This window comes from Actinomyces wuliandei (assembly GCF_004010955.1).
Classification (GTDB): domain Bacteria; phylum Actinomycetota; class Actinomycetes; order Actinomycetales; family Actinomycetaceae; genus Actinomyces; species Actinomyces wuliandei.
On sequence record NZ_CP025227.1, the window covers coordinates 2,912,914 to 2,925,132 of the forward strand.

The 12,219-nt window shown below is 70.4% G+C and carries 13 protein-coding genes; 2 read left to right on the plus strand and 11 right to left on the minus strand.

Annotated elements, in window-relative coordinates:
- Nucleotides 1-203: 203 nt before the first annotated feature.
- Both CWS50_RS12035 and CWS50_RS12040 read left to right on the plus strand, forming a co-directional pair.
- Nucleotides 204-1,160, plus strand: a complete 957-nt coding sequence (locus CWS50_RS12035) for a hypothetical protein (protein WP_243118337.1) — start codon at nt 204-206, stop codon at nt 1,158-1,160.
- 213 nt (nt 1,161-1,373) lie between these two features.
- The gene (locus tag CWS50_RS12040) at nt 1,374-1,556 is read left to right on the plus strand and encodes an Rv0909 family putative TA system antitoxin (protein ID WP_127842984.1); all 183 of its coding nucleotides are present in this window, start codon (nt 1,374-1,376) and stop codon (nt 1,554-1,556) included.
- A 246-nt stretch (nt 1,557-1,802) separates the two neighbouring features.
- Here the strand turns inward: CWS50_RS12040 and CWS50_RS12045 are convergent, their stop codons facing one another.
- The 11 genes from CWS50_RS12045 to CWS50_RS12095 form a co-directional block, all read right to left on the minus strand.
- A complete protein-coding gene (locus tag CWS50_RS12045) occupies nt 1,803-2,552 on the minus strand; it encodes a hypothetical protein (RefSeq protein ID WP_127842985.1) in 750 nt (249 codons plus the stop codon).
- A gap of 56 nt (nt 2,553-2,608) precedes the next feature.
- Nucleotides 2,609-3,088, minus strand: a complete 480-nt coding sequence (locus CWS50_RS12050) for a collagen-like protein (protein WP_127842986.1) — start codon at nt 3,086-3,088, stop codon at nt 2,609-2,611.
- A 137-nt stretch (nt 3,089-3,225) separates the two neighbouring features.
- On the minus strand, nt 3,226-3,750 hold the full coding sequence (locus CWS50_RS12055) for a hypothetical protein (protein ID WP_127842987.1): 525 nt from the start codon (nt 3,748-3,750) through the stop codon (nt 3,226-3,228).
- Complete coding sequence (locus CWS50_RS12060) at nt 3,747-4,394, minus strand: hypothetical protein (RefSeq protein ID WP_243118338.1); 648 nt, start codon at nt 4,392-4,394, stop codon at nt 3,747-3,749. Before CWS50_RS12060 ends, CWS50_RS12055 begins: the two co-directional genes overlap by 4 nt.
- 44 nt (nt 4,395-4,438) lie before the next feature.
- On the minus strand, nt 4,439-5,188 hold the full coding sequence (locus CWS50_RS12065; RefSeq protein ID WP_127842988.1) for a hypothetical protein: 750 nt from the start codon (nt 5,186-5,188) through the stop codon (nt 4,439-4,441).
- A 77-nt stretch (nt 5,189-5,265) separates the two neighbouring features.
- Nucleotides 5,266-6,519 (minus strand): hypothetical protein, encoded by a 1,254-nt coding sequence (locus CWS50_RS12070; RefSeq protein ID WP_243118339.1) that lies wholly within the window; start codon nt 6,517-6,519, stop codon nt 5,266-5,268.
- Between the two features lie 223 nt (nt 6,520-6,742).
- A complete protein-coding gene (locus CWS50_RS12075) occupies nt 6,743-7,447 on the minus strand; it encodes a pilus assembly protein TadG-related protein (protein WP_164860145.1) in 705 nt (234 codons plus the stop codon).
- A 205-nt stretch (nt 7,448-7,652) separates the two neighbouring features.
- Nucleotides 7,653-8,090, minus strand: a complete 438-nt coding sequence (locus CWS50_RS12080) for a hypothetical protein (RefSeq protein ID WP_127842990.1) — start codon at nt 8,088-8,090, stop codon at nt 7,653-7,655.
- Nucleotides 8,083-8,667 carry a hypothetical protein gene (locus CWS50_RS12085; protein WP_127842991.1) on the minus strand — a complete coding sequence of 195 codons (585 nt, stop codon included), beginning with the start codon at nt 8,665-8,667 and terminating at the stop codon, nt 8,083-8,085. Before CWS50_RS12085 ends, CWS50_RS12080 begins: the two co-directional genes overlap by 8 nt.
- A 68-nt stretch (nt 8,668-8,735) precedes the next feature.
- Complete coding sequence (locus tag CWS50_RS12090; protein WP_127842992.1) at nt 8,736-10,154, minus strand: hypothetical protein; 1,419 nt, start codon at nt 10,152-10,154, stop codon at nt 8,736-8,738.
- 199 nt (nt 10,155-10,353) lie between these two features.
- Entirely contained in the window at nt 10,354-12,069 is a 1,716-nt protein-coding gene (locus CWS50_RS12095) for an OmpA family protein (RefSeq protein ID WP_257494138.1), read from the minus strand.
- Between the last annotated feature and the right edge of the window lie 150 nt (nt 12,070-12,219).

Below are 12,219 nucleotides of genomic sequence, written 5' to 3' on the forward strand. Positions count from 1 at the left end.
GTTTGCACGTTTTCAACTGAACCGATCCCCGAGGGGCTCATCCGGATCCGCGACACCGCGCCACCTGCCCCCGCGACGACAGAGATGCTCTTGTGACCATCTGCAACAGGAGGCGGGTGCAGGCACCCGTCTCAGGCCTGCGGGAGGCCTCCGACGGGGGCAGCGTGTCCTTGTGCCGTCGGCACCCCTCTAGACTAGGCTAGATGAGTACCTCCCCCTCCCTTCACCACCCTGCGCAGCCACCGGCGCCGCCCCCTGGTGCCAGTGCGGCCGCCGCTCCGCGGGGACGACGCCGCGACCACGTCCTGGCCGCAGGTATCGGTACCGTTGTGGCCCCCGCCTCTCTGACAGTCGTCGGCCTGGCTGCTACCAGGGACGCCGCAGGGGCGGTCCTGCAGTCCCTTCTCATGCTGGCGGTCTTCGGCGTCCTGTGCACCTCGGCTGCCACCTTCTTCGCGGCCCGCTCCTCAGCCGGGGCCCTGGCCACCGGGCTGACAGCCCTCCTGGCCCAGATGGTGATCCTCCTGGCCCCCGGGCACATTGTCACTATCTCCGCGCCCTGGGCCGGCCCCCTGGCCCACACCTGGATGGTGCTGGTCATGGCGGGCCTGTGGCTAGGTGGGGCCTGGGGGACACGCCTGGCCCGCCGCGGCGGGCACGTCCAGGGCCGTCTGGCCTTCAGGCTCATGCAGTCAGACAAGGAGGTCGGCACGACGCCGACGCCGCCCCCGTCCCGACGACGCGACCACCTTGCCTCACTCCCCTGGGTCCTGGGCAGCCTCGCCCTGACCGCTGTCATCCTGAACAGGTACTACCGGGTCGCGGTCTCCCCTGATGTGCACCTGAGCCTGGTGACCACCGCCAGCATCCTGGGAGCGCTGGTCCTGCTGGTTGCCGCCGGGGCGTCCGTCGGCCGCTCGACGCTGGGCGCACGGGTCACCGGGCTGCTCCTGGTCGTCGTCTCGCTGCCGCCTCTGGTCAGCACTACCCTTGCCGAGGGATGGTTCCTGTACCACCTGCTGCCGCGCGGTCCCGGTCCCGTCGTCACGGCCGCCATCGGCCTGACCCTCCTGGTCCTGGGGTGGAGCGGCCACGCTGCGCGCCGCCAGGGGCGCGCAAAGGAGCTCGACACCCTGCGCGCCAGGCGCCGGGACTTCTAGGAGCCCTGCCCGCAGGCAGGAACCTCCTGAGCCTCTGGGGGCCTCCAGACCCTCTCGCACACGCGGGGAGCACCGCCCGCCGTTACCGCGCCGTACCGCCGTCACGGGCGGTCCCGCAGGCTGGTGCTCGCCTCACGGGCGGAGACCTGGCACTATATGCCACGAGGCCGACGTCAGCCGACGCCGCGCCACCCGACGGAAGGAGGCACCACTATGGGACTTGAGGACCTGACGAAGAAGGCCAGCGAGGCTCTGGGCTCCGACAAGGCGGAGGAGATCAGCGACAAGGCGCTCGACACTGCTGCGGGTGTCGCCAAGAAGGTATCCGGCGGCAAGGCTGACGCCAAGATCGACTCTGTTCGCGACGCTGCCGACAGAAAGATCGGCCGCGACTGAGGTCCTGAAGCCAGCCCTGGCCCTGAGCCAGGAACCGCAGTCTTCTGATCGCAGGGCGAGTGCCCCGCACACTCCGGTGCGGGGCACTCGTGCTGTCGCCAAGATCCGTGAAGGCGTCACAAAGTGTAAGAAACACGCGTGAGAAACACCGAGGACGCCAGAGCGCGAGCACACTGTCCGAGCCCGGCTTCGTCTACCGGCTGCCCCTGGCAGCCTCCTGTGGCGGTCTTTGCCTACCCTGCTCGCTCAGGCCCGCCGACGCGCGCCTCGGGACAGCCCCACGACAGTGACGGCAAGGCCGGTGACACCGCACAGAAGCGCCCCCAGCAGCATGGCACCAGCCGTCACAAGACGGTCGGTGCGCAGCGGCGGCCCCACAAGCATCCCCTCGGTGCCGCCCTCACAGCGCACTGTGTAGGTCCCGCTGGCAGAGGCAGTGAACCTGGCATAGGGGATGCCCTGCTCCGGCACGGCCTTGGGGACCGCAGAGCCGTCAGGGCCGGTGATCGTGCACTCCGTGGTCTGTCCCTGGGAGCTGGAGTAGACCATGGTCTGGGTGCCCTCCTGAAGGTAGACAGCACCCGACTCCCCCAGGACCGTCGTCTCCGCACCGCTCCAGTCCACGGCCATGCGGAACGCACCAGCCGCGAGAGCCAGGGGCACGACCAGGACCAGCACCAGCCCGACAGCCACCGTACGCCACCGGCGGCGCCCTGAGGTCCTGCGGACCGGGCGGGTGCTGCGGCGGTTGCCCGGCTGGCTGGTCCAGCGCTCCAGGCCCACACCACCCGGTGGTGAGACCCACCCCGAGCCTGAGGAGGCCTGGACAGGCGCCGACAGTGTCTGCGGCACCTGCCGCGCCTGCTCCCCGTCGGCAAGGTCGGGAGCCGACCGGGCAGGCTCGATACCCTGCTCAGCCAGGATCGCCGCCAGCTCCTCAGGGCTGACGCGCCTGCCGTAGCGGGGCTGGCCATCATCGGTCTCGAAGGAGCTCACAGCCTGCTCCTCATGTGCTTGTGCCTGTCATGGACTCATTGGTGCAGCAGGCTGCCTCAGGGGCGCCCCCCGCCCCTGACCGAGCTGCGCACGAGCTCGACAAAGAGACGGATGAGCAGGATCAGGGTCATGTTCCACGGGGCGTGGAAGAGCAGGTCAACGACAAACTCGCCGAAGCTGAACCCGCTCTCAAAGGTGTCGCGGTTGAAGTAGCTGGCTCCAGTGTTGTAGGCAGAGTAGAGCCAGTTCACGACGACGGCGACGACAGCCACGACAAAGACGACCCTCCCGTACCGCTCCACGTAGCCCCTGGAGGTGTCGAAGAGGTTGCCAAACAAGGAGTCGGGGGCCTGGGGCGGGTAGGGCTGCACCGGTGCCCCGGCTCCTGGTGCTGCAGGGGCGCTGGCGGCAGGCGCCGCCTGGAACTGCTGGGGCGGGTAGGGCTGACCCGGGGCAGGGGCCACAGGAGCGGGGGCGGAGGGTGCCGAGGGCTGCTGAGGGTAGTAGGGCTGGCCAGGGGCGGGGGGCTGGGTCATGACAAGGTCTCTTCCTTCGCTATCAGTGACGCGGGCAGACTACCGTGCCTCCTGGTCACGACGAAAGCCGGGCGGCAGCTCTCACACCTGGTGAACCTGGCGCAGCCGTGGCACCGGGGGGTGGTGCCGGGGTCGGGCTACACCAGCTCGATCCACCGCCCTACGGTCTCGACCTGGCTGTCAGTGACCTCCTGGCCTGAGAGGTCCACGAGCGCGACCTGCGACCCTCTGCCCACCGCCCAGGTCGTGCCCCTGCTCTCGTAGGGCCAGGAGGCCTGGTAGTCCTGACGGGCCAGGAGGGTGCTCCCGTCGGACAGCGCCGTCCGCTCCCCGACGGGACGGTAGCCACGGGTGACGGCGCGGGCGGCGTTCATCGCCAGGTCCAGTGCCTGGTACACGTCGGCGGCGGTCACGGACTGGGCTGTCATGAGCAGGCTGGAGCTGTCCGAGGGGTCTGTCCACCGCGTGGTCCACAGACCAGACTGGGGCACGGTCCGGTCCCAGCCAGAGGGGACAGCCAGGCAGAGGCTGCCGTCCTGCGGCCTGTCCCACCCGGCCCCAGGACCAGGGCCGGAGGAGCACCCTGCCACCACCGTGGCCGCCAGGCCAGCCGATGCTGTCAGAGCCACCGCTATCCCGGCCCGTCGCGAGGAGCGTGTCATGACTGCCTCCTGACGAGGTCCAGGGTGTCCTCGACACCGTTGCGCAGCCCGTCGTCGGTGTAGGTCCCCAGCAGGGTCACCACACCAGCACCGACGCTCGAGGCAAGAATCCAGGTCCAGCCGCACCACAGGCCATCAGGCCCCCAGGAGAAGGCGGTGCGCTCCACAGCCGTCCCGCTGTCGTGCTGCCAGGAGACACGGGCGAGCTGGGCGTAGCCGGTGACGAGCCTGGCCACAGCCAGGTCCACCGTCTGCCTGAGGCCGTCAGCAGTCGTAGTGGTGTCCAGGGCGGAGACCATGAGCCGCTGGTCAAAGCCCTCCTGGGAGGAGGCAGAGGAGACCATGTCGTAGGACACGACGTACAGCCCCCAGTCGCGGTGGGGCGTGGGACCTTCCATGGCTGACAGCAGGCTGAAGGAGATGCCGGAGACGTTGACCGGCACCCAGTCCGTCGGCTGCTCCTGGGGGCCCGGGGACGGGGCGTGAGGCTGGTCCACCTCAGCCACGGCGTGCATCGCGTCGTTGGGGGCGGCCTCCTCCGAGCGGGCACAGGCGGGCACCAGCCCCGCTGCCGCACCCCCGGCCACGGCCCCAGTCCCTGAGACCAGCAGGCCACGGCGGCCCACGACCCGCCGCTGGCTCACGGCCCCACGCCCTGACGCGGGGCTGACAGCGCCCTCCCCGAGCCTCATACCGGGCTCACCACGATCGACTCCAGGACCGCCTCAGCCTGCTCCAGGCTGCTCGCACTGGCTGAGTCCGCCAGCACGTACACGCCGTAGTTGTAGCCCTGCGTCCCGTCAACAATGACTGCGGCACCGGCAACAGCCGCCGCGCCCGGGCGCGACTCCCGGGACCACGGAGCAGGCCCTGAGGACTCCCACCTCAGCAGGGCCGCCTTATCCGCCCCCTCGACACCCACCTCCTCCGTGCTGGCCTCCACCCCCTGCTTCTCCAGGGCCTCCTGCTCCGAGGCGAGGACGTCAGAGGCCGACACGGAGCCGTCCGCGTAGTACTCGACGTCAACCGTGAGCGCGGCGGAGGCGGAGTCGTAGTAGGTCTGACGCATGCCGTCCTCGTAGACAGTGGTCTGCGCGGTGGTGGCGTCGGCGGGGACACGGAGCATGAGCCCCGGGGCGGGCAGCAGGACCATCATGGCACCCGCCACAGCGTCTGCCGCAGCGTCCGTCGCGGTGTCCGTCGCGGTGTCCGCAGAGCCGGGCTGTGTCTGTGGGGAGGAGACGGGGGTACCCGTGTCCCCAGCTCCCGGGAATGACGTCGGCTGCGGTGTCCCAGAGGCGGCTGAGGCAGTCTGCCACGCGCTGGCGCCCGCCTGCGGTTGCGAGGACGACGCACCAGCCTCCTGCCCACCAGCGCAGCCCGCAGCCACCAGGATGACCGCGAGCACGACAGCGGGCAGCACCATGGGAAGAGCCATGGGAAAGGCTGCGGAAAGGAGCGTGGGAGGGGCAGCGGAAGGAACCGCGCGCGGCTGCCCCCGCCTGCGTCCGCGCCTCACGGCTGGAGCTCCTGGGTGGCGAGCTGGTCGCGGTCCTGGACCAGCTGGCTCGCGCTCCACCCGGGAGTCACCGCCTCCGGCCCGCCGTGGTCCGTGATGGCCGTGCCCTCCAGCATCTGCTGGGTGGTGGTGGCCTGGAGCGCGATGACCTCGGCCAGCTCCCCACCCGGGGCAGCGGAGGGGCTCAGCGCCGTCAGCGGGACCGACAGGCCACCCGGGGACAGGCTCGCGTGACGCGCGTAGGCGGTGACAAGTCCGCGCTCGGAGTCGCTGAGCACGGGGACCTCCAGCCTGGTGGTGACCACGGTGGTCACCACCGTTCCCGGATCCACCCCGTCAACACCTTCCTCGGTGGCGCCCTCAGCGGCGTGGGTGGCAACGAGGCTGTCCAGGTCACCGCCGCTGTCGTAGGTGAGGGTCAGCAGCCCCACGCAGGTACGCTCCCCCTCCGGTGGCGCTGTGGTGCCGAAGGCGGTCCAGGCGTCCTCCTCGTCCTGCGCAGGGGGAGGGACCTGGGCGGTGTAGGACAGGGTGTGGGAGACGGTACCGGTGCCGTCGGGCTCCAGGGAGCTGGCACGCTGGTAGCCCACAGCATCACCGGTGGCTGACACGACTGCCTGTGAGGGCTGCGGGGACTGTGAGGAGCCCGGGGTCCCGGTCGCAGTGGGCTGGGCGGCCCCGGTGGCCTGCGGCTCCTCGCCCTCGCCGCCGGGGGCCGGGTCGGCGTAGTCCTGGGCGGCCGACAGGGAGATGGCCGCCCCCGAGAACTCCACCGACGGGTCGAGCCCACCTGTGGCCAGGGGGTGCCCGGGGCGGACCCGGCCCGTCCCGGCGTTGTCCTCCTGGGTGGGCTCCGCCTGGTCGTCACAGGAACCGGCAGTTGCGCACTCCTGCGCGCTGGCTCTCAGCAGCGCTGTCACCTGGGCGGCCACAGGGTCGTCCTCAGCGGTGGTGGAGCCCGCGGAGGAGCCGGGGTAGCCGGTGGACAGCTGGCGCGTGGTCGCCGCTACCGCCTCCGCGCCAGAGCCGGCCGCGTCATCGGCCACGGCCACCGGCGCCGTCCCGGTGGCGAGGACTCCCACCACCAGCCCCACGGCTGCCAGGACCTGGAGCACCCCCTGGTGGCGGACAGCCTGCCTCCGCCGAGTCGTGAGGGCACAGGCAGGAGCCAGGCGCAGCGACCACAAGAACCAGGGAGGCCGCTGGGAGGACCACCGTGGAGACCGTTGCGCCCGGGGAGGACGACGCATGCAGCGTTCCTTTCGTCGACAGCAGGAAGCGAGACAGGGGCTTCCTGACACCTGCACGATGCAGGGTCGTGACCTGCAGGCAGTCTAGGATCGCCCCGGCCCCCTGTCCACAGGAAACCGGCCCGTCCAGGAGGGGTCCGGTAGGCGCTGCCGCTGCGGCCGGGGTGGCGGCGCACCCCCACCCAGAGGCGACGACTGCCCCAGGCCCGGGCAGCCCCCAGGGTCAGCGCACCAGCTTGGTGGAGACTGTCGCCTGGTCGGCCATGCCCTCGGGCACCGTGAAGGAGGTGGGTGGTGCCGAGGCCGTTGGTGAGGAGCCGCCTGTGGAGGTCGAGGTCGTGGTCTTGTTCGGCTGAGCGGTCACACAGGTGCCGCCGATATCGAAGCCGACCTTGCCCCCGCTGAGGCAGGCGCCCTCCTCCAGGACCACCTCAGCGGTGGCCGAGGCGCTCATCGTCTCACCGGTGGCCTCCACAGGGGTGTCCGTCTCCACGCTCACGGTGACCTGCCTGCGGGTGGAGTCGATCGACAGTGAGGTCAGGGTCGCACCGTTGCGGGAGGCGTAGCGGCTGGCGGCCCCCCTGACTCCAGCCCCGGCGAAGGAGCCGATGCCGCTGCCTGCGGCCCCCCACAGCCCATCATCGTCGTCGGCCCCGTAGGCGTCGTCGTACATGGACTCGATCGAGTCCGCCCAGGCCTGGGCGGCGGCCAGGGCGGCGGCATCAGCGGCGGTGGTGGCGTCACGCCGGTGGAGGGTGACGTCGCCCAGGCCTGTCATGAGGGCCAGCGCCACCGTCGCCAGGACCGCGCAGGCCACGCTCACGTAGGGCAGGATGCTGCCCCGCTCGCTGCCCGGCCCACCGCGTCGAGGCCGCAGGGACAGGCAGGGCAGCCAGGACACCGCCGAACGCAGCAGAGAGGGACGCACCCGCACCAGCTCCTTACCAGCACACCATCACGGAGGAACACGCCGCCGGGGCACAAGGGTGGCACCGTGCGGCGACGTGCCGCCTCTGCGCCCCCTGCACCGTCCGTCACGACTGCGGCCAGTCAACCACGCCCAGCCCCGGCGGCACAGGGGCGAGCGCCCCATAACTTCAGTCCTGGCAGCCCTTGAGCCTGCGGCACCAGGCTCAGCGCCCGGCGGCGCCCCGGCGCACCAGCCAGACCAGCAGGGCACCGGCACACGACCCCAGGACCCCGGTGGCCATGAGCTGGAGCGCCACCTGCTCATACCGGGGGAACTCCGGAGACATCCGCGCCACCACGTTCACGAAGAACACGATTGGGACGGGCATGGCGCACAGCAGCGTGAGCCCCAGCCTGCCCGCCCGCTGCCGGGGCAGGGTCAGGGCGCTGGCGGCAGCAGCCACCACCGGGACCACCACCACCAGCAGCATATAGATCATGGCATAGGAAGGGTCGGCGAATGCCAGGCGGTCACCGACCAGGGTGGTCAGCCGCCGCACCACCGGCAGCACGACCGCGCCGACTGCCCAGGCCACGAGCACGGTGACGGGCAGCGGCCAGGAGCTGCGGGAGAAGAAGCGCGAGTGGGTCCGCTCAGTCATGAAGCACCTCGATCCCGGCCGTGAACGTGGACATCAGCTCCTCGTCCACCCCCGGCCCGCTCAGCCCGATAATGGCGATCTCCGGCCTGCCCTCGTCCTGGGCCACCAGGACGTGGTCCTTGTCCTCCTTGTCCTCCTGGGAGAACAGCCGCAGCCTGTGGTCCATCCGCCACAGCTGGTCGGGCGGCCCCTCCACCTCATAGGGAGGTCCCGCGATGCCTCCCCCGAAGACCTGCACCAGGGAGAGCTCGAGGGCCATGTCCTCCGCGTTGTCTGGAGGGGCATCAACAAAGTCACCAGCCCCGTGGGTCATGACCAGGAGACGGCAGCCGACCGACTCGTCGTCCCAGTCGGCCACGTCCTGCATCGCCCAGTCCCAGCTCCCGACGTCTGCCTCCTCCGGGATGGTGACCTCCTGCCACTCCTGGGGCACGTTGAAGGCCGCGCTGCCCGCACTCACCCGCCTCCACCCCTGGGGAACCTCAATCTCCGGTCCCGAGGAGCACCCGCCCCCAGCCAGCACAGCCGCACCGGCAGCACCCAGCACCACAAGACTACGACGCCGCAGACCTTCCATCACGACCTCCTCAGCCGTCACTTGTCCGTCACTGTATCCCTCTGAGCCCAGCAGGGTGGAGCCTCCAACTATTCGAGACACAGATCACTGTCCCGACGGGGGCGCGTCCCGCCCGGCGAGCCGCTGTTGTCCAGGTAGGTGTGGGAGACCAGCTCGGTCTCCTCGGTGCCGGAGCTGACGCCGGCACCCAGCTTGAGCCCCGCCGACAGGGTCCCGCCCAGGGAGAGCTCGGTGCCGTTGGTGTCGTAGACGGCCGTGTCACTGGTGGCCTCCTCGTAGAGGAGCTGCTGCATCTCGTCATCGGGCGCGGGCGAGTCCGGGCTGACGACGTTGGCCGGGACCCTGAGCGTGGTGCTACCGGTCTGGGGGTCGGTCACGTAGGCCTGGGCCAGCCACTCCTCCACCACGGCACGGTTGCTGTCAGTGACCTCCACAGTGGTGGTCGTGACCTCCTGGCGCCCGGCTGACCCGCCTGCCTCACCAGAGACGCTGCCCCTGTCACCGGCGTCCGACTCCGCCGAGGCGGACAGACCCGTGTCCCCCGATGTCGTCTGGGTGAAGCTGATCTCAGTCAGCCTCCCCTCGCCGTCGTAGGAGGTGGACATAGCCCCCTCATAGCTGCCCGTCCCGCTCACCCCCTCGAAGCCGAGCTCGGCACCCCCACCAATGCTGCCGGAGTAGGTGACGGTCTCAGTGGACTCACCCTCGTGCCCCTCCCGGTGATCATCCTCCCGCACGACGGACCCGGCGAGGGAGGCCTCCACATAGGCACCGGCACCCGGGCCGCCCCCGTCACCAGGGTTTGCCTTTGCCTTCGCTTTGACCCCCATACCCACCTCGACGGATCTGCGGGTCTTGTCCGGGTCAGGAGGCGGAGACGCGACCTTGTCGGGATTCATGGACTGGTACGCCAGGGTGGCACCGGTCGTGTCGTACAGAGCCATATCCCGCTGGACCCGGTATTTTTCAAGGTTCTCGATAAAAGCCTGGGCGTCCTCCTGCGTGTCGAACTCCCAGGTGTCCCCCACGCTGATGTCAACCCCCGCCTCTGCGGACAGGTTCGCCCCCAGGCCGCTCTCACCGGCCTTGGCCTCGGCCCCGGCGCCCACCTCCACCCCCAGGCTGGCGGTGTCGGTGGCCACCACGCTGTACCGTGACCTGACCTCACCAGTGTCCGGGTCAATGTAGCGCTCCTCCTGGGTCACCAGGGCCGTGGACCCTCCCAGCTTGACAAAGGCGATCTTGACGTAGGCGCCCCCGGACTCCGTCTGGGACCCCACCGTGCAGGAGGTCGGCGCCTTGGAGTCCTCCTGGGTCTGCACCGAGGTGTCCTCCCCGGTGCCGCTCCCGCAGGACAGCGGCTCCCCGCCAGCCAGCTGGGAGATCGCGCTGCCGACCTGGCACACCAGCGTCCGCCCCAGGTCCGTGGCCGTCGCGGCCACACCCACCGCGACGGCACCGATCAGGACGCACACGATCACGGCCACACCGACATGCTCCACCGTGGCCTGGCCCGCCTCACTACGCAGACGGGAAGAAGAACAGGACACGTCGGACCCCCGAGATCGCCGGACACAGCAACTGTCCGTCATAGGGGACCATCTTCGGGCCGGTCCGCCTAGGGGCGGCTGCCCCGTCTACCGCCCCACAAAGTAAGGGCACGGGCGGGTGCCGGGAGGCTGGCTCTCAGGCCTCCACGACGGGGACGTCGGTGAGGCGGAAGGCGTAGTCACCCCTCTCGGTCCGGCTCTCGTGGTCCAGGACCACGGTGTCCTGGCCCGTGTCCGGCCAGGCCACGCACACCCGGGTCACCATCCCCTCCTTCATGACGGAGGACAACTTTCGTTCGGTCAGGGGAATATGCCTGTCCTTCCCCGGGGGCAGGTAGTCCGCAGGGAAGACCCGCTCCCCGCCCGACAACAGCGTCAGACCGCTGCTAGTCACTATACCGTCTACACCCGCGCCCTCTCCCCGGGGGTTGGACAGGGCCTTCGCCCGCTCGTCGCCCAGCCACGCCCCCAGGAAGGTGCTGCCGTCGTTACCGGTCCCGCCCGGTCCGGCGGTGACCTCCAGCTCGCCCAGCAGGAAGCCCCCCGCCCGGGTCACCCGCTCCAGCACCACGCTCAGCTCACCGTCACCCTGGCGCCCGGTCACCGTGACCCCCTCCGGCCCTGGGCCCACCGGACCGTAGGCCTCCGGCAGCCCACCAGACCCAGACCCCGACGCAGACGCGGAGGGAGCAGCCGAGGCGGACGGCACGGCCGAGGCAGAGGGCGAGGCCGACGCAGCCGGACCGCCCTGCCCACCACGGGTGGTGCCCTTGGTGGGGGTCAGGGTGATCTCCACCCGCCGGTTGGCCGCCCGCGCCTCGTCATCAGTGCCCTCCACCGCAGGCTCGGACTCCCCCTTGCCCTCCACCGCGACCTCCCAGGAGCCCAGGTCCACCAGCTCACCCAGACGGTCCGACACCGCCTGCGCCCGCTCCTCCGACAGGCCCTGGTTGTAGTCCTCCTCGTCCACGTCATCCGTGTGACCCACAATCACCAGGCTGCCCCCGTCCGGGTAGCGCCCCACCTGACCAGCCACCACCTCCAGCTGGGCACCAGCCTCGTCACTGAGCTCGGCCGAGTCCGACTCAAAGGTCACGTCACTGGCCAGGGTCACCACCACCTCCTCGTCAGTGGTCAGCGTCGAGGAGGACTCGTCCAGCGCCCGCGTAAAGGTGCCCAGCGCCACCGGCCCCGCCAGGGAGGAGTCCGTCCCCATATCCTCCAGCGCAGCCTCCACCGCCTCCAGGTCCACACCCACCCCGGCCGCCTGCTCCCGGTCCACCACCTGAACAAGAATGAAGCCCGTCATCGGCACGAACACCCACGCGCTGTCCACGTCCATCACCCCAAAGGGCACATACGCCGTACCCGACTCCCCCGGAGCCAGCATGATGGCGTCGCCGCGCCCGTCCTGGGTCGGCACCCACACCCGCCCCCCGTCCAGGTCAGCCAGGCGAGTCGCCACCGCCCCAGTAGGATTTGCGATCCTGTCGCTCAGAAGGTTGCTGACCCACAGCACGTCGTCATCGCTGTCGCTCCGGTGCTCCACGTGTATGTCGTCCTCGGCCCGGGTCACCTCCAGCACCACCACCGAGGCCTCCTCCGAGACCCGCACCACCGGGGACACCCCCACCGTCACCCGGTGCCCCGCCATACGAGTCTCCACCTCCTGCACCCCCACCGGGGCAGACGCCCCACCCGAGGACGACCCCGACGCGCCAGCAGACGACCCACCCGACGCCCCCTGCGACGAGCCCCCAGACCCCCCGGAGCCCGAGCACCCCACCACCGCACCAGCCCCAGCCAGCACCGGCACCAGCAGCAACGAACGACGACGAACCAGACGAACCATGACAACCCCCTGGACAAGGAGTCCCGGGCAGGAACCCGGGAGAAGACCCACGGAAGGAACCGAGCAGGACAGCGTTACGCCACCATAACATCACATGTGGGTGGGTGGACCCGGGTACCCGGGTCCACCCACCCACAGCACAACAGGCTC

Bases quoted from the DNA above. Each gene is read 5' to 3' on its own strand.
- CWS50_RS12035 (WP_243118337.1), top strand. From the start codon at position 204: ATGAGTACCTCCCCCTCCCTTCACCACCCTGCGCAGCCACCGGCGCCG.
- CWS50_RS12040 (WP_127842984.1), top strand. From the start codon at position 1,374: ATGGGACTTGAGGACCTGACGAAGAAGGCCAGCGAGGCTCTGGGCTCC.
- CWS50_RS12050 (WP_127842986.1), bottom strand. From the start codon at position 3,088: ATGACCCAGCCCCCCGCCCCTGGCCAGCCCTACTACCCTCAGCAGCCC.
- CWS50_RS12055 (WP_127842987.1), bottom strand. From the start codon at position 3,750: ATGACACGCTCCTCGCGACGGGCCGGGATAGCGGTGGCTCTGACAGCA.
- CWS50_RS12065 (WP_127842988.1), bottom strand. From the start codon at position 5,188: ATGGCTCTTCCCATGGTGCTGCCCGCTGTCGTGCTCGCGGTCATCCTG.
- CWS50_RS12070 (WP_243118339.1), bottom strand. From the start codon at position 6,519: ATGCGTCGTCCTCCCCGGGCGCAACGGTCTCCACGGTGGTCCTCCCAG.
- CWS50_RS12080 (WP_127842990.1), bottom strand. From the start codon at position 8,090: ATGACTGAGCGGACCCACTCGCGCTTCTTCTCCCGCAGCTCCTGGCCG.
- CWS50_RS12085 (WP_127842991.1), bottom strand. From the start codon at position 8,667: ATGGAAGGTCTGCGGCGTCGTAGTCTTGTGGTGCTGGGTGCTGCCGGT.
- CWS50_RS12095 (WP_257494138.1), bottom strand. From the start codon at position 12,069: ATGGTTCGTCTGGTTCGTCGTCGTTCGTTGCTGCTGGTGCCGGTGCTG.